This is a genomic window from Mesorhizobium sp. WSM4817 (genome assembly GCF_055811135.1).
On record NZ_JBVVQQ010000001.1, the window covers coordinates 366486 to 387156 of the forward strand.

Below are 20671 nucleotides of genomic sequence, written 5' to 3' on the forward strand. Positions count from 1 at the left end.
TGGCAAATCGCCGGCTGCGCCGGTAAGTCTTGGCCGCCCCGATTCAGGGGGCCGCCCCGATTCAAAGGGCCGTCAGGGTGCTGCGACCTATAGGAGGAGTTCCGCGCCATGACAAGCAAGCCGTTCTTCAAAGCTCTCACTCGAACGCCGAGGTTTCCATGGAAAGCCAGACCATTGTCGAAGCGCTGCTGCTCGGCATGATCGAGGGCATGACCGAGTTCATTCCGGTCTCGTCGACCGGCCATATCCTGCTTGCCGGTCATTTTCTCGGCTTCCATTCGACCGGCAAGGCCTTCGAGATCCTGATCCAACTCGGCGCCATACTGGCGATCCTCAGCGTCTATTTCCATCGCCTGTGGCAGATGCTGGTCGACCTGCCGCGTGATCGGGTGACGCGGCATTTCGTTCTCGGCATCCTCGTTGCCTTTCTGCCGGCGGCCGTCATCGGCGCGCTGGCGCATGGCTTCATCAAGACGGTGCTGTTTGAATCGCCGAGGCTGATCTGCGTCATGCTGATCATCGGCGGCCTGGTCCTGCTGTGGGTGGATCGGTTCAAGCCGAAGCCGCTCTATCACGACGTCGAGCGGTTTCCGCTCCGGCTCTATCTGCAGATCGGACTGTTCCAGTGCCTTTCGCTGATCCCCGGCACGTCGCGTTCCGGTTCGACGATCGTCGGCGCGCTGCTTCTGGGCGTCGACAAACGCGCGGCTGCGGAATTCTCCTTCTTTCTCGCCATGCCGACGATGGTCGGCGCCTTCGCCTTCGACCTGTTCAAGAACCGCAATGTGCTGACCAGCGCCGATCTGCCCATCATCGCCGCCGGTTTCATCGCCGCCTTCGTCGCGGCGCTTATCGTCGTGCGCTTCCTGCTCAACTACGTCTCGCGCCACGGCTATTCGCTGTTCGGCTGGTGGCGGCTGGTTATCGGCACCGTCGGCCTGGCGGCGCTGTTTGTCCGGGGGTGAGTGCAGAGACTGCCCCCACACTACTCCGTCGAGTTCCTTCGCGCCCCCCTCTGTCCTGCCGGACATCTCCCCCACGAGGGGGAGATCGGCAGTTTTCGCGACAGCGCCTCTTTTTCAACGTTCGAAGTTGGCGAAGACGGCGCAACTTCCGATCTCCCCCCTCGTGGGGGAGATGGCCGGCAGGCCAGAGGGGGGCGCTGTCCCGCTGACGTCTCGCAAGATTCGGATGGCGGCGACCTTCCTCAACTCCGCCCGTAAAAAACGTTCTCGATATGCACCGGCCAGCGCCACGGCAGCACCGCGACCATGTCGAAGCGCACCGACAATCTGCCATAGTCGGACTGGCGCGACAGCCAGAGATCGGCGGCGCTTTCGATGCGGCGCTCCGATTCGCAGCGAACAGCTTCCATCGCTTCCACCAGCGTGCGGCGAGCCTTCACCTCGACGATCAGCACCAGGTCGCCGCGCCGTGCGATCAGGTCGATCTCGCCGAACCGCGTGCGGTGGCGGCGGGCCAGGATCCGATAGCCCTTCACCATCAACGCCGCAGCCGCCAGCCACTCGCTGCGGTGGCCGCGCCGATAGGCCCGCTGGCGGCTGGCGACCGGGCGATCAGCCATTGCGGGCTTTCCCGGTGTCGCCCTCTTTCCCAGTGTCCTTGAGTTCGAGCAGCCGCCGGTAAAGCGCCTGCTTCTGGCCGCCGGTCATCTTGGCGGCTTCCGCCGCCGCCTTGGAGGCCGGCATCTCGGCGGCAAGCGAAAGCAGAAGCCGGTCGATGTCGGCCGGTTCGTCGGCCGTTGCGTCCGACGGGCCGACGCAGATGACGATCTCGCCCTTCGGCGTGTCGGCCGCCGCGTAATGATCGGCGAGCGACTGCAAGCTGCCGGTCCGTATCTCCTCGAAGGTCTTGGTCAACTCGCGACCGATCGCGGCCTTGCGGGCGCCACCCAGCGCCTCGACCATGGCACCGAGCGTCTCGGCCAGGCGGCGCGGCGATTCGAAGAAGATCAGCGTCGCCGGCACGGTTTTAAGCGATTCCAGCCGCGTCAGCCGTTGGCCGGTCTTCACCGGCAGGAAGCCGGCGAACAGGAAGGCGTCAGAGGGCAGGCCGGAGGCCGTCAGCGCCGCGAGCGGCGCCGACGGGCCGGGGATCGGCACGACGCGAATGCCCTGGTCGAGCGCTTCGCCGACCAGTCGGTAGCCCGGGTCGGAGATCAGCGGTGTGCCGGCGTCCGAGATCAGCGCCACGCTCTGCCCTGCCAGCAAGGCTGCGATCAGCTTTGGGCCGGCCTCGCCGGCATTGTGCTCATGATACGCAGTGGTGCGGCGGCGGATGCCGTAGCGGTCGAGCAGCACGCGACTGACACGCGTGTCCTCACAGGCGACGATGTCGGCTGCGGCGAGCGTTTCAAGCGCGCGTAATGTGATGTCGGCGAGATTGCCGATCGGCGTCGCCACCAGGTAGAGCGCCGGCTCGAGCGGCCGGGCCGGTATCTCGGTCTGGCCGATCACGTAGCTGCGTTTTGCCGACTCGCCGGTCACCGGTGTTCCCCCGTCAGGCTCTGACCTTGAATGCATTCGGCCCTGTTTGGCACGGCTCACGCCGGGTTGCAAAACCCATGCCGAAGTGACGCGGCTGTCATGCCTTTGCCACACTGCGGAACGAAACCGTGCCCGGCGGATTTATGCCTGATCTCGGGAGGAGCAGGATGGACAGCCTCAAGATACAAGACGTTTTCGAACCCTACTATGCAGGCCGCAAGCGCTTTGCCGTGCGAAAGGACAAGGGCCTGCCTGCCAAAGCCGGCGCCGGCTCGGCTAAAAAGCCGCGAAAGCGTCGGCCGTCAAAGGCAACCAAGCTCGAGATCGAGCCCTCGACCGGCACCGGCAGCACGATGGAGCACTGACCAGACGATGCCCAATCGCTTCGACATTTTCATCACCCGCCTTGAAACCAAAAGCTCCCGCAATGGAGCGCCCCCACATCCGACAAGCGATCGATACCGCGCCCGCCGCGACAAGGGCGAGGCCAAGCCGGCTCGCGACGGCGAGGCGGACGCCGAGAAAGACCACGCCAAGCGCCTCCCCAAGCACGACGCCTGACTACCGCGACCTTCGCGATTGGCCGAGACACTTCTCTCTAAAGCGTGGGGGAAACGCTCGGCCACATCATTCAACCCGGATTGTTAGACACGCACGCTTCCAGCAGACGCTGGGTCCACGAACTCATCGTCCTCTGGAATGTCGCCAGCCTCTGTTCGTAACGTGCTAATATTGAACCTGCGTGCGCGCGCTTGAGCGTACGGGAGAGGATCATGTCGGCAACTTTAACCGCACTGGGCAGCAGAGAGGTCTACAGGCTGGGAGATTTCAACCTGGTTGGTCGTGGCGAACATTCCACCATACGCTTGGAAGACGGGGAAGTTTCGCGCCAGCATGCAACGATCCGGCGCGACGGCGCGAACTACTGGGTTGTTGATGTCGGCAGTGCCAATGGCAGTTATGTGAATGACGTGGCGCTCACAACCGCGCGTGTGCTGCACACCGGCGATCGCGTCCAGTTCGGCAGATCGATTTTTCTTTTCGACCAGGGCACGACTGCCCCCGATCCAGATTCGCAAGTGGCGAACACAAAAACTCAATGGGGCAACCCGGCAGCCCCCAAGAGCCGGCCGGCCACGCTGTTCGTTGCTGATTTGAAGGAGTTTACCGGAATTAGCGCCAGGCTGTCCCCGGAACAGGTGGCGGCCCTCCTGGCCGAGTGGTATATGGACTGCAATATGATCTTGAAGCACTACGGTGCCTCGATCGACAAATTCATCGGTGATTGTGTATTTGCTTATTGGCACGAGACGGCAGCGGACGTCTGTGTCGCTGCGGTTCAGGCTGCCCAGGCGCTCCGCGCTGCGGAAGACGCGGCTACGTCGCCAACCCGAGTACTGGTCAGGGAACAACAAGACATCGTACTCGACTGCCGCATTGGCCTTCATGTGGGTGAAGTTGCTATCGGCGTTATGGGCAAAGGCATCAACACCGCGCTGGGCGATGCCGTGAATTTGGCCTTTCGTATTGAGGGATTGACGCGAAAACTGGACAAGCCGCTATTGGTCAGCGCCCAGTTCGTCGAGCACTGGCCTGAAGGCAGACAATATTTCAAGTCCTGCGGCTATCACGAGGTCAAAGGGCGCGCCGAGATGATCGAGGTATTCAGCCTAGAATAGACGCGCCAGCAGGAGCATAGCTTTCTGCTGCCGCTTGCCGCCGGTTCTCGCCGGCTTCAACAGGGCTCGTGGCCGCTGAGGGACGCCAGATCGGCAAGTTCTGCCGAGGCACGTCACTCGCAGATTGTAATTCGATCGCGGCAGAAGCCGCTGCCCCGGCGTGCCCCGGCGGCCCGCGCTCGGACCCTGCACTCATCGTGGGTTTCTGCCCTGCAAACGCGAGCTGGCCTGCTCGCGCTCGGAGCAGCGGCGGCACGCTTCTGTTCCGTTGTCGGTCGTGGCCGGGTATTCGGGCCATTTGCATGGCCGGGTTCTTGTATCGAATTCGGCCGGGCAACCACCGGACACACGCGCGCTGTGCTTCCTTCCAATATCTTCAAAGCAATTGTTGTCGGTTTCGCCATGTCGATCTCAGCGCCGGAGTGGCGAGCGAAACGGCGCAACGCCTCCCGGGTCCTTCCACCCCAGATGCCGTCTGGGTTTCCCGGCTTACACCCAACGCGGCCAAGCTCGCGCTGTATCCGCTTCGCCAGCTCGTTCGGGGCATCTTCCTGGCTGGCGTCCGATTGATGATCTGCATTCTCCAACTGTTGAATTTGGAGTCTGGCGAGAGGCACAAACAGGCCCTCCGGGTACAGTTGAAGATAATCCTTTAACGCTCCGCTGCTTTTGGAGCCGCGGATTGAGGTCCACAACTCGATTTCCGTCAGGCTCGCATCTCGGCTGCTGTTGTTGGCTGGCGAGACTGCCGTTGGCCCACGAGGAGGGGCAATGAAAATTTCCCTGCCAGGCAGCGATCCGTACGTGAATGGTTCCTGCTTGCCGCCTGTCGCGGCCAGAACAGTGTCGCGAACCTTGCGGAACACGAATTGGATGTCTACCCCGGGTTCACCCAAATGCGCCAACAGCCCTGCAGTGTAGGGACTGTTCCGTCCCGCTCCATCGAAAGCGGTTGTACCTTCCTTCGCAGCGTACCCGACCAGGGTTCCGGCTGCCGGTTCAATCGCAGCCAGGCCTCTGCCGATGGAACGCGTTGCATTTGATCTTCGCATGGCCGCGATAAAAGGGTTGTCCCGGCAAGCATCAAGTAGAACCACCCGCACGCCGGAGACACGGGACAACGCGTTCATCACCAAATCCAGCGGGATTGCCTCAAACTCCACGTCGGAATCAGCGCTCAGGCTGACGTCTGTAGGCACGAGAAAATTTCTATTCTCGACCTCAACCCCATGTCCCGCGAAGAAGATTATTGCGAAATCAGCACCTTCCGCCGCGCGACCGAACTCCTGCAGAGCTTTCCTGAACGCGGTATGGTCCAAGTCCATCTTGCGAGATACTTTGAACCCTACCTTTGAGAGCAAGGCCGCCATGTCAGCAGCGTCATTGTTCGGATTGGGAAGTTTAGCGACCCGTTGATAGCTCGAATTGCCGATCACCAGCGCAACGCGTTTTTCAGCCCACGCCACCTCCAGCCCGCCGATCAGAGCAATGACAGCAAGCGCGATGTTGAAGAGGCGCATTTTAGCCCCGTGCTCTGCTTCAGCCGCAGATTAGCGGCACCCGACCGAAGCTTGACCAGTCAGGCCCACGCTTGCAAGTCACTATCGGTTGCGGATTGCGGTGGGATGGCCGGCCAAGCAAGCCGAATTTCCAGCATCCTTGCTTGAGCCGATAAATTGTCTGTGACAGTTCAGATCTTGGCCCAAGCTTTACCGCGCCAGATCCGCCACCACAGCATCTAGCACGATCATGCCGGCCGGCGTGGCGCGCAGGCGGGCATTGCCGATCGGCGCCACCAGCCCCTCGCTCTGCAGCATCGACAGCCGCGCCGTCGACAGGCCGCGGCCGGAAAACGCTTCATAGCGAGAGAGGTCGATGCCCTCGGCCAGCCTCAGCCCCATCAACAGGAACTCGTCGGCCTCTTCCGAGCGCGTCAGGATCTCGCCGCCGGTGACGCCATGGCCCTTGGCCTCGACCAGATTGGCCCAGGTTTCCGGCATTCTTTCGGCGATCGTCACCACGCGACGGCCGTTTTCGACGAAGCGGCCATGCGAGCCGGGACCGACGCCGACATATTCGCCATAGCGCCAATAGGTCAGATTGTGCCGGCTTTCGGCGCCTGATCTGGCGTGGTTCGAAATCTCATAGGCCGGCAGCCCATGCGCAGCGGTGATCTCCTGCGTCAGCGCATAGAGATCGGCGGCATGGTCATTGTCGGGAATAGCGAATTTCCTCGCCGCATGCAGCGCGTGGAACGGCGTGCCTTCCTCGATGGTCAGCTGGTAGAGCGACAAATGGTCGGCGGCGTGGCCGATCGCCTGCTCGAGCTCCGCCTGCCACGCTTCCGGTGTCTGTCCGGGCCGTGCGTAGATCAGGTCGAACGACAGCCGCGGGAAAATCTCACGCGCCAGGCCAATCGCATGCAGCGCTTCATCGACATTGTGCAGCCGGCCGAGAAAGCGCAGATCCCTGTCGTTCAGCGCCTGCACGCCGAGCGACACCCGGTTGACGCCTGCCGCCCGGTAGCCGTGAAAGCGCTCGGCCTCGACCGAAGACGGGTTGGCTTCCAGCGTCACTTCGATGCCAGCAGGCACTGTCCAGTTCTTCGCCACCGCGTCCAGCACCGTCGCCACGGTTTGCGGCTTCATCAGCGATGGCGTGCCGCCGCCGAGAAAAATGCTGGTCACCTCGCGCGGTCCGGTGCGGTTGCGCATCGTCGCAAGCTCGGTCTCGAAGGCGCGCGCGAAACGCTCCTGGTCGACCGGCTGGTGGCGGACATGGCTGTTGAAGTCGCAATAGGGGCACTTGGCCGCGCAGAACGGCCAGTGCACGTAGACGCCGAAACCGGGGCTGCGGTCGAGCAGCATGGTCATTTCACCGCCGATCGCGCCAAATCCAGTCTGGCTTGCGCGAATTTCTGGAAGGCGCGAGCCCGATGCGACAATGCCGTCGGCTGGCCGGGCTTCCAGCCATGTTTCTCCTCTGCGGTCATCTCGCCAAAAGTCTTTTGGAAACCGTCCGGCACGAACACCGGGTCGTAGCCGAAGCCGAGTTCGCCGCGCGGCGGCCATACCAGCGTGCCCTCGACTTCGCCACGGAAATATTCGGCCGCGCCGTCGGGAAAGGCCAGGCAGATGACGGCGACGAAACGGCCCTTGCGCTGCGCTGGATCAACCGCGCCGATTTCCTGCAACGCCACTTCGGCTCGCTGCATCGCCATGCCGAAGTCGCGGCTCCCGTCGGGCGCCTCGGCCCAGTTGGCGGTGTAGACGCCGGGCGCTCCGCCCAGCGCATCGACACACAGGCCGGAATCGTCCGACAATGCCGGGAGGCCTGTCGCCTTGGCGGCGGCAAAGGCCTTGATATAGGCGTTCTCCTCGAAGGTGGTGCCGGTCTCGTCCGGCTCGGGCAGGCCATATTCCTTGGCCGACTTCGCTTCTATGCCGAACGGCGCCATCAGATCGGCGAATTCGCGCAATTTGCCGGCATTGTGGCTGGCGACAACGATCTCATGTCCATCAAGCGAATGCATCAGATGCCCCAGATTCTTGGTTCGGCGAATTCGATCGAATTGCCGGAGGGGTCGCGAACATAGATCGAGCGGCCACCCTGCGGCCATTCGAACTCGCTCTCGATGGCGATTTTCTTGCGCTCAAGATGCGCTCTCCAGCGCACGATCTCGTCCGCGCTCGCCGCAAAGCAGAGATGGCCGTCGCCGACCGTGCCGTGCGGCGGCACTTTCAGCTTGGCATCGGGCGCCGGCGGGATCTTGGTCGCCTCGGCGTTGAAAATGAGCAGCACGCCGTCCCCGCAACGGAAGAAAAGATGCCTGCCGTCGACCTTGCCCAGCAGATCGAGCCCGAGCACATCGGTGTAGAATTTTTCCGCGGCATCGAGGTCGGTCACGTACAGCGCTGATTCGAGGATGGCAGAGGGTGTCACGAGGCACCCCCCTCTGGCCTGCCCTCTTTGCCAAAACTTGGCATCTCCCCCTCAAGAGGGGAGATTGGCAGCTTCAGCGCTTCCGCACATCCCACGCCGCCGACAGTTGGCGAAAGCCGATTGGATACCCGATCTCCCCCCTTGAGGGGGAGATGGCCGGCAGGCCAGAGGGGGGCGGACAAGCTCGGCATTTTCAGGACTACGCTACAGCCATCTGCTGCAGGCTGACCAGTCGCGCAATGCCTTTCTTGGCCAATTCCATCAGCGCCGCAAATTGCTCTTCCGAGAAAGGCTCGCCCTCGGCCGTGCCTTGTATCTCGACGATGCCGCCCTTGCCGGTCATGACGAAATTGGCGTCAGTGCCGGCCGATGAATCCTCGAGATAGTCGAGGTCGATGACCGGCTGGCCGTCGTGGATGCCGCAGGAGATAGCCGCGACATGGTCCTTCAGCACCTTGGCGACGCTGGCCATCTGCCGGGCTTCCATCCAGCGCAGGCAGTCGTAAAGCGCCACCCAGCCGCCGGTGATCGAGGCGGTGCGCGTGCCGCCATCGGCCTGGATCACGTCGCAGTCGACGGTGATCTGCTGCTCACCCAGCGCCTGCAGATCGACCACTGCGCGCAGCGAACGGCCGATCAGCCTCTGGATTTCCAGCGTGCGGCCGCCTTGCTTGCCAGCCGAAGCCTCGCGGCGCATGCGCTCGCCGGTCGAGCGCGGCAGCATGCCGTATTCCGCCGTCACCCAGCCCTTGCCGGAATTGCGCATCCAGCCCGGCACCTTTTCCTCGAGGCTGGCGGTGCACAGCACGTGGGTGTCGCCGAACTTCACCAGGCACGAGCCTTCCGCGTGCTTGGAGACGCCGCGCTCAAAGGAGATGGCGCGCATTTCGTCGAATTGGCGTTTGGAAGGGCGCATTCAGGCTTCTTTCTTGTCGTTTTAGGAGTCGTGGCCGGCTTGTAGCCGCACGCGACGAGAGGCGCAAAGGAAAATGGACCAGTTGCGCGGGCGCGGCCGATGTCTATATCCTTGGGCCGGAGGTATTTGGCTCGAATGACCAAGGCAGTCGATCCCGGTTCCCAGTCGGCGGCAGCGCTCCAATCCCCCGCGCTTCAATCGCCCGCGCTTCAATCGCTCGACATGCGCTCGCGCGACATCTTTCGGCGCATTGTCGATTCCTATCTGAAGGACGGCGAGCCGGTCGGCTCGCGCAGCCTGTCGCGTATCCTGCCGTCTTCGCTGTCGCCGGCCACCATCCGCAATGTGATGAGCGATCTCGAGCATCTCGGCCTGATCTACGCGCCGCATATCTCGGCCGGCCGATTGCCGACCCAGGCCGGCCTGCGCTTCTTCGTCGATGCCTTCATGGAGCTTGGTGATCTCTCCGACGAGGAGCGCCGCACCATCGAGGCGCAGGTACGCGCCTCCGGCTCTGGTGCGACGCTGGAGCACGTGCTCACCGAGGCGAGCCAGATGCTGTCCGGCATGTCGCGCGGCGCCGGCCTCGTGCTTGCCGCCAAGAACGAGGTGGCGCTCAAGCATATCGAATTCATCCAGCTCGAGCCGAACAAGGCGCTGGCCGTGCTGGTGTCGCAGAACGGCGACGTCGAAAACCGCGTCGTCGACCTGCCCGCCGGCATCACCGTCTCGCAACTGCACGAAGCCTCGAATTTCCTCAACGCCCATATCCGCGGTCGCACGCTGGCCGAGGCGCGGGTCGAGATCGCCCGCATCAAGGAAGAAACCAGGGCCGCCCTCGACACGCTGTCGCAGGATTTGGTCGAGAAGGGCCTTGCTGTCTGGGCAGGCGCCGAGAGCGGCTTGCCGGCGCGTCTCATCGTGCGCGGTCGCGCCAATCTGCTGGAAAATGTCACCGCCCAGGCCGACATCGAGCTACTGCGGCATTTGTTCGAGGATCTGGAGACGCAGGACGGGCTGATCCAGCTTCTCGACCTCGCCGAGGAAGGCTCCGGCGTGCGCATCTTCATCGGCTCGGAGAACAAGCTGTTTTCGCTGTCGGGCTCGTCGCTGGTCGTGGCGCCCTATCGCGACAAGGACGCCCGCGTCATCGGCGCGCTCGGCGTCATCGGCCCGACCCGGCTGAACTACGCACGCATCGTGCCGATGGTCGACTATACCGCGCAGCTTATTTCCCGCATGCTGCGATAATGCATGTCGCCCAAAAAACCGAAGCGCGTCGCACGGATCCTTCCAACGCGACACGCTTAAGGGACCTCAAGGAGAAAAAAATGGCGCTGGAATCATTCAAGGCTCAGATCAGCCTGTTGCTCGAGCAGATGATCAACCAGCCCGAGGATCAGCATGAAGTGCAGGAGCAGTTGCGCGAAAAGCTGGGGGAGATGCGCGCCATGGGCCTGCCGCTGCCGGCCGATCTCGTCGCGCTGGAAAAGCGCCTCGACGACGATTTCTACGCCGCCGGGAACTGAGCCCGAAAGGTGCAAGGACGGCTAGCCGACCGGCGAGCATGAGGATCTCGTGACCGGCTTCGTCGTCTTCGGCGACGCGGTCTGGGGCCGACCGGCAAGTGATGCGGTGCCCCGAGGGCGGCGGCGGTTGCATCTGGCCGTCACCTGCAGGCGAGGATGTATTCAGCATGCGACCCCGTCGGATATTTTCAAACGGCAGACTAGCTTGCGCGGCCGAAGGCTTTATCCTGCCTGGTCGAGACTTAGTTGCCTGACTCACTTGATTGCCTGACCCTTGCCCATCTGACCTCTTGGGAGCGAAACCAATGAACAAGCCCGCCACCACCGTGCCTGTGCCCGGCCGCGGCCGCATCTACAATTCGATCACCGAGACGATCGGCGACACGCCGCTGGTGCGGCTCGACAAGTTCGCCGGGGAAAAGGGCGTCGTCGCCAATCTGCTGGCCAAGCTCGAATTCTTCAACCCGATCGGCTCGGTCAAGGATCGCATCGGCGTCTCGATGATCGAGGCGCTGGAGGCATCGGGCAGGATTGCGCCCGGCAGGACCACGCTGATCGAGCCAACATCGGGCAACACCGGCATCGCGCTCGCCTTCGCCGCCGCCGCCAAGGGCTACAAGCTGATCCTGACCATGCCGGAAACCATGTCGGTCGAACGCCGCAAGATGCTGGCGCTGCTCGGCGCCGAACTGGTGCTGACCGAAGGGCCGAAAGGCATGAAAGGCGCCATCGCCAAGGCCGACGAACTGGCCGCGACGCTGCCCGACGCCATCATTCCGCAGCAGTTCGAGAATCCCGCCAATCCGGAAATTCACCGCCGCACCACTGCCGAGGAAATCTGGAACGACACTCATGGCGAAGTCGACATCTTCGTCGCCGGCATCGGCACCGGCGGCACCATCACCGGCGTCGGCCAGGTGCTGAAGCAGCGCAAGCCCTCCGTGCATGTCGTCGCCGTCGAGCCGGAAGCCTCGCCGGTGCTGTCGGGCGGCCAGCCCGGCCCGCACAAGATCCAGGGCATCGGCGCCGGCTTCGCGCCGAAGATCCTCGACACGACCATTTATGACGAGATCGTCAAGGTCTCCAACGAGGATTCGGTCGCCAATGCGCGGCTTGTCGCCCGCCTCGAAGGCGTGCCGGTCGGCATCTCGTCGGGCGCTGCCCTGCAGGCGGCGATCGTCGTCGGCTCGCGGCCGGAGAACGAGGGCAAGAACCTGGTGGTCGTTATTCCGTCCTTCGCCGAACGCTATCTGTCGACGATCCTGTTCGAAGGGCTGGGGGCTTAGGCATATTTGTGCCGGCCTGCGGTTGCGGTTTCCTGCGCTTCCGTAGCGCCCGCCAATTGTCGAAGCCGGCGCCGCCCCTCACCTGCCTGCCGGCATTCGCACCCCGTAAACGGGGCGAGGGGGCGCTCTCATTGACGGGTTCGCCAATCGCCAGCGTTGCAGAAAAAAGTGCCGACACCGCGACCAGCCTGTTTCTCCCCGTTTACGGGGAGAAATGCCCGGTCCACCCTCCGCAGCTGCTGCGGAGGACGGGCAGGGCAATGAGGGGCGGCACCAGCGGTCGGCCTTAGATCCCAAACATCGGATCATGTCTGACCCCGGCCTTTCCCTGACCTCATTCTTCGGCTGCGAGCCCAGCCCGTCGTGCCTGCAGGAACCGGCGCACGGCCGGGTCGCGTTCGAGGCCGATCGCCCTGTTATAGGCCTCGGTGGCCTCCCGAGTTTTGCCGAGCCTGGCCAGAAGGCCCGCGCGGGCGGCCCAATAAGGCTGATAATCATGCAGCCGTTTGTCGTCGCCAAGCTCATCAAGTGCACTCAATCCCGCCGCGGCGCCGTCGGCCTCGGCAAGGGTCACCGCGCGGTTGATCGAGACCACCGGCGAGCCGGCAATCACCGACAGCGCATCATAGAGCTGTTTGATCGCGGCCCAGTCGGTCCGGCCGGTCAGCCGCCTTGTCGTATGGGCGGATTGCACGGCTGCCTCGAGCTGGTAGCGGCCGACGACGCGCTTGGCCGCGGCGTGCTTCAGCAATGTCTCCGCTTCGTCAATCAACGCGCCGTCCCACAGCCCAAGCTCCTGCTCGGCCAATGGCACATAGTCCCCGGCGGCGTTGCGCCGCGCCGCACGCCGCGCCTCGGCAAACAGCATCAGCGCCAGCAGGCCAAGCGCTTCCGGCTCATCCGGCATCAGCGAGGCTACCAGCCGGCCGAGCCAGATGCCTTCGGTCGCGAGATTGCGGCGGCGGGTTTCGGTGCCGGCCGGGTCGGACCAGCCTTCGGCGAACGCGGCGTAGATCGCTTCCAGCACCGCATCCAGCCGCTCGCCAAGCTCTGCCCGCTCCGGCACGCGGAACGGAATGCCGGTCTCGCGGATGCGGCTTTTGGCGCGCACCAGGCGCTGGCCCATCGTTGCCGGCGACACCAGGAAGGCCGAGGCGATCGTCGCTGTGTCGAAGCCTAAAATGGTCTGCAGGATCAGCGGCGCGCGCACGCCGGCTTCGATCGCCGGATGGGCGCAAGCAAACATCAGCCGCAGCCGCTCGTCGTGCAGGTCTTCGTCGGCCATGCGTGCCTCGATCTCCTCGGCGATCAGCCTGAGATGGTCGCGGCCCGCCTCGCTGGTCAGCCGCCGCCGGATCGCATCGACGCGACGTCGGCGCGCCACCGCCAGCAGCCAGGCTTCCGGCTTCTCGGGCACGCCGGTTTGCGGCCAGCGCTCCAGCGCCGCCGCAAAGGCGTCGGCCAGCGCGTCCTCGGCGCCGGCCACGTCGCGCGTGCGGGCGGCGAGGAAGGCGATGAGCTTGCCGTAGCTTTGCCGGGCGGCCGCTTCCGCCGCCGCCCGGGCGACCTCCAGGTCATTCGTCATCACATGGTTTGTTCCCAGATCGGCCGCACCTCGACTGTGCCGGTGCTGGCAGCTGGGCATCGCGCCGCCCAGGCAATAGCCGCGTCGGCGTCCTCCGCCTCGATCATGTAGAAACCGGCGAGCTGCTCCTTGGTATCGGCATAGGGACCGTCGAGCACGTTGGTCTTGCCGTTGGCCATCCGCACCGAGGTCGCGGCTTGGGTCGGCTTCAGCCGGTCACCGGCCAACCAGGAGCCGGACTTCTTCAACGCCTCGGTATAGGCGCCATAGGCTGCGCTGATCTCGTAGGTCTTCTCCATCGGCGCGGCCGCCATCGCGGCTTCGTTCACGTAGATCAAAAGCATGTATCGCATGGTCTTCTCCATTTTCGAAGGCCGCATCGTTGCGAGCCGAACGTATGTCGCGCGGCCTCGCGCGATTTCGACAGGCTCTGCGAAAATCTTTCGGCTCCGATCGCACATCGCGCAAGCGGCCATGCGTTGCGGCATCACTCAGCCGTTCGTCTAATGGATATTGCGGGTTGGCATTTCCCGCCTGCTGTCTAAACTCGCCTCGGGTCGCGCGGTGGCAGATATTTCAGGGAGGAGATCACATGCACAATTTCAGGACGAAATTTATTGTCGCCGGCACGCTGGCGCTGTCGCTGGGCCTTGGCGCGGTGTCGGCCAAGGCGCAGGAATTCATCAACGTGCTGACCGGCGGCACCTCGGGCGTCTATTATCCGCTCGGCGTCGCACTGTCGGAAATCTACGGCAAGGGCATTGAGGGCGCCCGCACCCAGGTGCAGGCGACGAAGGCCTCGGTCGAGAACCTCAACCTGTTGCAGCAGGGCAAGGGCGAGATCGCCTTCGCGCTCGGCGATGCCGTCAAACTGGCCGCCGAGGGCAACACCGAGGCCGGTTTCCCGGGCAAGCTCGACAAGCTGCGCGGCGTCGCCGCCATCTATCCCAACTATATCCAGATCGTTGCCAGCAAGGAATCCGGCATCAAGACGCTTGCCGACCTCAAGGGCAAGAGCCTGTCGGTCGGCGCGCCGGCATCCGGCACCGAGCTCAACGCCCGCGCCATCTTCGCCGCCGCCGGGCTGAAATACGAGGATCTCGGACGGGTCGAGTATCTGCCCTTCGCCGAATCGGTCGAGCTGATCAAGAACCGCCAGCTCGACGCCACGCTGCAATCGGCCGGCCTCGGCGTCGCCTCGATCCGCGACCTCGCCACTTCGGTGCCGATCAACGTCGTCGCCGTACCGGCGCAGGACGTCGCCAAGATCGGCTCGCCCTATCTTTCGGTGACCATTCCCAAGGGCACCTATGAAGGCCAGACCGAGGACGTCGCGACCGCCGCCGTCGGCAATTTCCTCATCACCCACGCCGACGTCTCCGACGAGACCGGCTATCAGATGACCAAGCTGCTGTTCGAAAATCTCGACCAGCTCACTGCTGCCCACGCCGCCGCCAAGGCGATCGACATGGCCAAGGCGCTCGACGGCATGCCAGTGCCGCTGCATCCCGGTGCCGAGCGGTATTACAAGGAAAAGGGATTGGTGAAATAGGGGTGCTCCCTCCCCCTTGAGGGGAGGGTGCCGAGCGAAGCGAGGCGGGTGGGGTCGGTTCAGGCCGCGCACTGCCGCAACGACCCCACCCGTCCATCCGCCTTCGGCGGCTGTCCACCCTCCCCTCAAGGGGGAGGGATTACGCCCGCCAGGAACCCGCCAATGACCCACGCCCATCCCGAAACGCCGACCGTTCTTTCCCCCACCGCCGAAGCCCCGCTCGAAGGGCTGCCGCCGGATTTCGGCGACGGCTTCGCCGGCAAGGCCGCCTTTCTCATCGCCATCGCCTTCTCCGTCTTCCAGATCTACATCGCCGCCTATGGCAGCCTGCCGAGCCAGGTGGTGCGCGCCATGCATGTCGGCTTCTTGCTGCTGCTCGGCTTTGGCCTGATCGCCAATCTGCGCGCCACAAGCACACCGGCGAAAGCAGCATTCTGGACGCTCGGCCTGCTCGGCTTTGGCACCGGCCTTTACAATTGGGTGTTCTATGCCGATCTCATCCGGCGCTCCGGCTTCCTCACCACGCCGGACCTGATCGTCGGCACGGTGCTGGTTGTGCTGGTCTTCGAGGCCGCGCGGCGGCTGATGGGGCTGCCGCTTGCCCTGATCGCCTTGATCTTTTTCGCCTACGCTTCCTTCGGCAATCACCTGCCGCCGCCCTTCATCCATCGCGGCTATGATTTCGCCCAGCTTATCGACACCTTCGCCTTTGGCACCGAAGGCATATACGGCACGCCGGTCTACGTCTCGGCCGCCTATATCTTCATCTTCGTCGTCTTCGCCGCCTTTCTCGAGCGCGCTGGCATGATCGCGCTGTTCAACGACTTCGCGCTTGGCCTGGTCGGCACATGGCGCGGCGGACCGGCCCAGGTCTGCGTTCTGTCCTCGGCGCTGATGGGCACCATTTCCGGCTCCGGCGTCGCCAATGTGGTGGCCAGCGGCCAGTTCACCATTCCGCTGATGAAGCGCTTCGGCTTCCGTTCGGCTTTCGCCGGCGCGGTCGAGGCGACCTCGTCGATGGGCGGCCAGATCATGCCGCCGGTGATGGGCGCGGTCGCCTTCATCATGGCCGAGACGCTGAACATCCCCTATGCCGAGGTGGTCAAGGCAGCGATCATCCCGGCGCTGCTCTATTTCGGTGCCTGCTTCTGGCAGGTGTACCTGGAAGCCGGCAAGGCCGGCCTGCAGGGCATGGCCAAGGCGGACCTGCCCAATCCGTGGCACGCGGTGAGAAGACATTGGCCGCTGGTGCTGCCGCTGGCCGCGCTCATTTATCTGCTGTTTGCCGGCTATACGCCGATCTTCGCCGGCACCATGGGGCTGGCGCTGACCATCGTGCTCATCCTCGGCACGCCGCTGGCGGCTTTGATCGGGCCGCTTGCCTTCCGCATCGTCTTTTGGCTGGCGCTGGGGCTTGCCGCCGCCTCCTTCATGAGGTTCGGCGTCAACATCCTCAGTTTTGTCATCGCCGGGCTCGTCATCGCCTGCGTCACCTTCAGGGGCGGACGCGAGACGCTGCAGATATGCATAGATTCGCTAGCCGAGGGAGCAAAGAACGCGCTGCCGGTCGGCATCGCCTGCGCCATCGTCGGCGTCGTCATCGGCACCTTGACGCTCACCGGCATCGCCTCCACCTTCATCGGCTGGATCATCTCCATCGGCGAGAACAATCTGTTCCTGTCGCTGGTGCTGACCATGCTCACCTGCCTGGTGCTCGGCATGGGCATACCGACGATCCCCAACTACATCATCACCTCGTCGCTGGCCGGGCCGGCACTGCTGTCACTCGGCGTGCCGCTGGTGGTCAGCCACATGTTCGTCTTCTATTTCGGCATTATGGCCGACCTCACTCCGCCGGTGGCGCTGGCCGCCTTCGCCGCCGCGCCGATGGCCAAGGAGAGCGGCCTCAAGATCGGCATCCAGGCCACCAAGCTTGCCGTCGCCGGCTTCGTCGTGCCGTTCATGGCGGTCTACACCCCGGCGCTGATGCTGCAGGACCCCGGTCCGATCGCCGCCCAGTTCGGTTATCCCGTCGAGGTCGCCTATATCGTCGCCAAGGCCTGCATGGGCATTGCCCTGTGGGGCGCAGCCGCCGTCGGGTTCCTGGCCCGGCGCATGGCCTGGTGGGAACGTCTCGTCGCCTTCGCCGCCGGCGTGCTGCTGGTTGCCGCACTGCCTGTCACCGACGAAGCCGGGTGGGCACTCTCTGTCGCCTGGATCGGCTGGCACTGCTGGCGGGCGCGGCAGGCCACCGGCACCGCATGAGCCTCTGTATCCTCGCAGCCGGCAAGACGGTGACGCTCACTGTCGCCGCCTTCACGCTCGCCTGGACGCATTCGGTGGAAAAGACGCATTGGCAGGAGGACTGGAAGGTGACGCCTTCCGGCTTGGAGATCGCCGAGGCACGGATCAAGGGCTCGGGCGCCGGCATGGAACCGCCGGAAGGCTCGGTGCTGCGGGACGGTTGGTGGGTCTATAAACCCAAGATGGCGCCGCAGCGGCGCCTTGTGCTCGCGGCCTCCGGCGCGACCGGTGAAGGCTGGACGCTGTGCACGGTTCAGGGCTGCCGCGAACTGGGCAAGGCGGCAGGCGACACGACGGTGCTGGAGCTGTGCGAAGGTTAGTACCAGCCGCGGTAGCGGACGGTCGGCAAGCGGGTGCGGGACCTCGTCCTCCAGGGCGTTGTCGGATGTCGAGTTCCGGGCACAGCCACATAAGCAGACCAAAGACGCTCCATCGTTAGCCGCCAAAACCGGATTCCGACTGAGCGAGCCGACTTTCTTCCTTGCGGAAGAATGCTTTGAAAAACAGAATGTCGGAAGCCGACCTGATTGCCCGGGCGATCAACGCGGTTGCGAGCACGGCAAAGATCAGGCGAACGAAAAACACACTGGTGAAGTCTGCACCCAGAGCGATGACAACCAGCGTGTCCTCTATGAGACTGTGGGCAAAGCCCATGAACACGCAAGCGAGGAAGATCTGGCGCGGGTCTACGCTGGTCGTGCGCGCCTCGCGGATCAGCAGTCCCGCGCCATAGGAAATTCCAAGAAACAGACCGACCGCAGTGAACGGCACCGCTTGTGACTGGATGCCGGCAAGGCGAAACAGCCTTGAAAGCCCGTTGTTCAGCCAACCCAGGATGCCCGACATCTTGAGTAGCTCGATCAGCCAGCTTAGTGCGAGGAGGATGACGAGCATGGTTGCCAGGGTTTTGAGCATGCCTGGAAAAAAACTGCTCCAATCAGTGCCTTCGACCATTGGTATCCACGCCGGCTTCAGCGGCTCGGATAGCCATCCGGTTGCTGCGAATATCTGGTGCAGGAGCATGGCAAGGATCAGTCCGCCGCCAATGCGAAGTGCTGCAGTGACCACGAAGCTTGGCCCAACCTTCTGAATGATGCGTTGTTCAATCGGAATGGCATGCGCAAATAGCAAAAGGGTTGAAAGAACGGTCATGTCGGCAGTGCTCAACGTCGAAACCGGGGCCAGAGTGAACACGGTCACCACCGCGCCCCAAATTCCCACCAGCAATCCCGTTAGCCAGGCAAGAGCGAGCTCGGGCGGCAGTCCAACCAGCGTCATGAGAGGCGCGAAGAACGGAGAGATCGCCCGGATGACACCAAGATCCTGCAGGATCTGTGTGGCTATCGTGACCGGAACGATAATCCGAACCAATTCCCAATAGATTTCAAGCGTTTCCAGCGTCTTTCGATAGAGGGCGGTCTGCACTGCCATGGCGATTGTCTCCGTGATTGACGCCAAATGACTACCGTGAGACGGTTCGCATTTGTGGTCAAAATTTGCGGACTTGTGCAATAACATTGCAGACCGGTAGACGACGACGGAGGACCGGAATGGACCGGATCGACGGGAAGCTTCTCAAGCTTTTGCAAGAAGACGCTTCGCGAACAAATGCCGACCTGGCGGCGGAGGTCGGGCTTTCACCCTCCAGCTGCTTGCGCCGCATACGGCGGCTAAAGTCAGTCGGTGTCATCGACCGCGTTGTCGCGCTTCTTGATCCGGCCAAGGCCGGCAGGGGGATGAAGGCTATCGTCACGGTCGAGCTGGAGCGCCACGGCGAGCAGCATATGCGCCGCTTCCTCGAGCTTGCCGCCATGGAACCAGCGGTGATCCAGGCCTACAGCGTGAGCGGCTCGACCGACGCTGTTCTTATGCTGCGGCTGATGGATATGCACGAGTTTGACACTTTGTGCGAGCGGCTGTTCCGAGATCGGACGAATGTGGCGCGGTATTACACCATGTTTGTGATTCGAACCGCCAAGGAGACGACCGCAATCCCGCTCTAGCTTTTCGGAGGCAACTTGGCGGAAGGGATCTTGCAGCTACTGGGCGGTCACGCGAGTCCCGGCTGCCTGGTGTCAAACGGCACTTAGCTTGCCGGCGGCGAGGTATAAGCCCCAGAATCTCGAAGCCCAGATTCTCGAAGCCCCAGAATCTCAAAATTCTGGAAACTCAGACCCTTGGCGTTGTCGCACGCCGCCTGTCGGCGAGCCCAGGACGTTCCGTGCGATAGGTGGTCGCACGATGATCGGCGGCCGGCCTGCAGATCCGGCTATCGTGACGGCTTTCCAGGTCGTCATCAGTGCGCGCTGATGCCGAGCGTGTGGCCGCGGCGTGCGCAAGCGGGGCCTGGGCCGCGCATGTAATAGCGCTCCGGCCGGTAGGTCGGCGCGACGAATTCGCGGATGGCAGCAGCGTAGCCGATGAGGTGCGTCAAGAAGTTCATTTTCCCTGTCCCTGTCCCGATTTCGGATGTCCCTTCCGAATTGCGTGGGATCATAGCGTCGAGGCGTGAATACTCGGTGAACACGATGTTAATCTTTGGTCAAAAAGGCCTTGGTTCGTGGCTGGAATGCGGCTGATTCGGGGTCTTTCCATGCAGTTCGTCGGCATTCCGGCTAGTGTGACTTTTGCATCACATATGTTTCGTTTGGATGTCGCTCCGACGCGCTTGTGTTTCAACTTTGGCCGGTGCCGCGAAATTTCCGTGCTTGCGCAAATTTCCCTGATTACTCGGGAAAGCCAGGAACCCGTCCGATAGAAGCACGTTGACGCTGAGAGCCGGGACCAACCCCGGCTCAGCGGCTTCCGAGCGGAACCGCCGCCGGAACCCCCAACACAGCAAGAACAATGGAAAGGCAAAGCCATGAGTTTCTTTTCGAAAGACATCAAGACGCTGGACGACCTCTTCGTCCACACGCTGCGCGACATCTATTACGCCGAGAAACAGATCGAGAAGTCGCTGCCGAAGATGATCGACAAGGCGACCGACCCGCAGCTGAAAGCCGGCCTTGAAAAGCATCTCGGCCAGACCAAAGGTCATATCGAGCGCGTCGAGAAGGTGTTCGAACTGCATGGCGTGAAGGCCAAGACGGTCAACTGTCCGGCCATCGACGGCATTCTCGAGGAAGCCGATGAAGTCAGCGGCGACATCGACGACAAGGACGTTCTCGACGCCGCCCTGATCGCATCCGCTCAGGCGGTCGAGCACTACGAGATAACCCGCTACGGCACGTTGATCTCCTGGGCCAAGCAGCTTGGCCGCACCGACTGCGCCAATGTCCTGGCCAACAACATCAAGGAAGAGCAGGCGACCGACCGCAAGCTCACCGAGATTGCGGAAGCCAAGGTCAACCTTCAGGCCGCCGAGTAGA

At 63.3% G+C, this 20671-nt stretch carries 23 protein-coding genes; 12 read left to right on the plus strand and 11 right to left on the minus strand.

The genetic code is table 11. The features are described from left to right. Positions 1-158: 158 nt before the first annotated feature. Complete coding sequence (locus AC0L2K_RS01745; protein ID WP_023803684.1) at positions 159-965, plus strand: undecaprenyl-diphosphate phosphatase; 807 nt, start codon at positions 159-161, stop codon at positions 963-965. Between the two features lie 242 nt (positions 966-1207). Here AC0L2K_RS01745 and AC0L2K_RS01750 read toward each other — a convergent pair whose 3' ends face one another. Both AC0L2K_RS01750 and rsmI read right to left on the minus strand, forming a co-directional pair. Further along, positions 1208-1585 carry a YraN family protein gene (locus AC0L2K_RS01750; RefSeq protein ID WP_287258988.1) on the minus strand — a complete coding sequence of 126 codons (378 nt, stop codon included), beginning with the start codon at positions 1583-1585 and terminating at the stop codon, positions 1208-1210. Then, positions 1578-2507: a 16S rRNA (cytidine(1402)-2'-O)-methyltransferase gene (gene rsmI, locus AC0L2K_RS01755; RefSeq protein ID WP_287258987.1), complete on the minus strand. Its 930-nt coding sequence runs from the start codon at positions 2505-2507 to the stop codon at positions 1578-1580. Before rsmI ends, AC0L2K_RS01750 begins: the two co-directional genes overlap by 8 nt. 167 nt (positions 2508-2674) lie before the next feature. Between rsmI and AC0L2K_RS01760 the strand changes: the two genes are divergently transcribed. The 3 genes from AC0L2K_RS01760 (at position 2675) to AC0L2K_RS01770 (ending at position 4186) form a co-directional block, all read left to right on the plus strand. Continuing rightward, a complete protein-coding gene (locus tag AC0L2K_RS01760; protein WP_023803681.1) occupies positions 2675-2872 on the plus strand; it encodes a hypothetical protein in 198 nt (65 codons plus the stop codon). A 7-nt stretch (positions 2873-2879) separates the two neighbouring features. Then, positions 2880-3068: a hypothetical protein gene (locus AC0L2K_RS01765; protein WP_023803680.1), complete on the plus strand. Its 189-nt coding sequence runs from the start codon at positions 2880-2882 to the stop codon at positions 3066-3068. Positions 3069-3280: 212 nt separating this feature from the next. Next, positions 3281-4186: an FHA domain-containing protein gene (locus tag AC0L2K_RS01770; protein WP_473530434.1), complete on the plus strand. Its 906-nt coding sequence runs from the start codon at positions 3281-3283 to the stop codon at positions 4184-4186. Between the two features lie 113 nt (positions 4187-4299). Here AC0L2K_RS01770 and AC0L2K_RS01775 read toward each other — a convergent pair whose 3' ends face one another. From AC0L2K_RS01775 to rph, 5 genes are all read right to left on the minus strand, one after another. Then, entirely contained in the window at positions 4300-5706 is a 1407-nt protein-coding gene (locus AC0L2K_RS01775) for a caspase family protein (RefSeq protein ID WP_473530435.1), read from the minus strand. Between the two features lie 189 nt (positions 5707-5895). Next, complete coding sequence (gene hemW, locus AC0L2K_RS01780; RefSeq protein WP_473530436.1) at positions 5896-7059, minus strand: radical SAM family heme chaperone HemW; 1164 nt, start codon at positions 7057-7059, stop codon at positions 5896-5898. After that, entirely contained in the window at positions 7056-7718 is a 663-nt protein-coding gene (gene rdgB / locus AC0L2K_RS01785; RefSeq protein WP_128169296.1) for an RdgB/HAM1 family non-canonical purine NTP pyrophosphatase, read from the minus strand. Before rdgB ends, hemW begins: the two co-directional genes overlap by 4 nt. Beyond that, positions 7718-8128, minus strand: coding sequence for a VOC family protein (locus tag AC0L2K_RS01790; protein ID WP_128169297.1), 411 nt, complete (start codon positions 8126-8128; stop codon positions 7718-7720). Before AC0L2K_RS01790 ends, rdgB begins: the two co-directional genes overlap by 1 nt. A gap of 199 nt (positions 8129-8327) precedes the next feature. Next, complete coding sequence (gene rph / locus AC0L2K_RS01795; RefSeq protein WP_023803674.1) at positions 8328-9044, minus strand: ribonuclease PH; 717 nt, start codon at positions 9042-9044, stop codon at positions 8328-8330. A gap of 135 nt (positions 9045-9179) precedes the next feature. On the opposite strand from rph, the gene hrcA reads away from it, so the two are divergent. The 3 genes from hrcA to cysK all read left to right on the plus strand — a co-directional run bounded on the left by hrcA (position 9180) and on the right by cysK (position 11859). Next, complete coding sequence (gene hrcA, locus AC0L2K_RS01800) at positions 9180-10295, plus strand: heat-inducible transcriptional repressor HrcA (RefSeq protein WP_473530437.1); 1116 nt, start codon at positions 9180-9182, stop codon at positions 10293-10295. 80 nt (positions 10296-10375) lie between these two features. Next, the gene (locus tag AC0L2K_RS01805) at positions 10376-10573 is read left to right on the plus strand and encodes a hypothetical protein (protein ID WP_023803672.1); all 198 of its coding nucleotides are present in this window, start codon (positions 10376-10378) and stop codon (positions 10571-10573) included. A gap of 305 nt (positions 10574-10878) precedes the next feature. Then, positions 10879-11859, plus strand: a complete 981-nt coding sequence (cysK, locus tag AC0L2K_RS01810; protein ID WP_023803671.1) for a cysteine synthase A — start codon at positions 10879-10881, stop codon at positions 11857-11859. A 334-nt stretch (positions 11860-12193) separates the two neighbouring features. Here cysK and AC0L2K_RS01815 read toward each other — a convergent pair whose 3' ends face one another. Then, positions 12194-13444, minus strand: coding sequence for an RNA polymerase sigma factor (locus tag AC0L2K_RS01815; protein ID WP_473530438.1), 1251 nt, complete (start codon positions 13442-13444; stop codon positions 12194-12196). After that, entirely contained in the window at positions 13444-13797 is a 354-nt protein-coding gene (locus tag AC0L2K_RS01820; RefSeq protein WP_023801388.1) for a YciI family protein, read from the minus strand. Before AC0L2K_RS01820 ends, AC0L2K_RS01815 begins: the two co-directional genes overlap by 1 nt. 239 nt (positions 13798-14036) lie before the next feature. Here AC0L2K_RS01820 and AC0L2K_RS01825 point away from each other — a divergent pair, with 239 nt between their 5' ends. From AC0L2K_RS01825 to AC0L2K_RS01835, 3 genes are all read left to right on the plus strand, one after another. Then, a complete protein-coding gene (locus AC0L2K_RS01825) occupies positions 14037-14996 on the plus strand; it encodes a TAXI family TRAP transporter solute-binding subunit (protein ID WP_023801390.1) in 960 nt (319 codons plus the stop codon). 162 nt (positions 14997-15158) lie between these two features. Then, positions 15159-17261, plus strand: coding sequence for a TRAP transporter permease (locus AC0L2K_RS01830; RefSeq protein ID WP_473530439.1), 2103 nt, complete (start codon positions 15159-15161; stop codon positions 17259-17261). Next, a complete protein-coding gene (locus AC0L2K_RS01835) occupies positions 17258-17620 on the plus strand; it encodes a DUF1850 domain-containing protein (protein WP_031255764.1) in 363 nt (120 codons plus the stop codon). Before AC0L2K_RS01830 ends, AC0L2K_RS01835 begins: the two co-directional genes overlap by 4 nt. Before the next feature lie 115 nt (positions 17621-17735). On the opposite strand, the gene AC0L2K_RS01840 is transcribed toward AC0L2K_RS01835, so the two are convergent. Further along, complete coding sequence (locus AC0L2K_RS01840) at positions 17736-18731, minus strand: nucleoside recognition domain-containing protein (protein ID WP_473530553.1); 996 nt, start codon at positions 18729-18731, stop codon at positions 17736-17738. 119 nt (positions 18732-18850) lie between these two features. Between AC0L2K_RS01840 and AC0L2K_RS01845 the strand changes: the two genes are divergently transcribed. Continuing rightward, on the plus strand, positions 18851-19303 hold the full coding sequence (locus AC0L2K_RS01845) for an Lrp/AsnC family transcriptional regulator (protein WP_473530440.1): 453 nt from the start codon (positions 18851-18853) through the stop codon (positions 19301-19303). Positions 19304-19596: 293 nt separating this feature from the next. Here the strand turns inward: AC0L2K_RS01845 and AC0L2K_RS01850 are convergent, their stop codons facing one another. Next, complete coding sequence (locus AC0L2K_RS01850) at positions 19597-19743, minus strand: hypothetical protein (protein ID WP_023801394.1); 147 nt, start codon at positions 19741-19743, stop codon at positions 19597-19599. Positions 19744-20163: 420 nt separating this feature from the next. Here AC0L2K_RS01850 and AC0L2K_RS01855 point away from each other — a divergent pair, with 420 nt between their 5' ends. Beyond that, the gene (locus tag AC0L2K_RS01855) at positions 20164-20670 is read left to right on the plus strand and encodes a YciE/YciF ferroxidase family protein (RefSeq protein WP_473530441.1); all 507 of its coding nucleotides are present in this window, start codon (positions 20164-20166) and stop codon (positions 20668-20670) included. Position 20671: the final 1 nt, after the last annotated feature.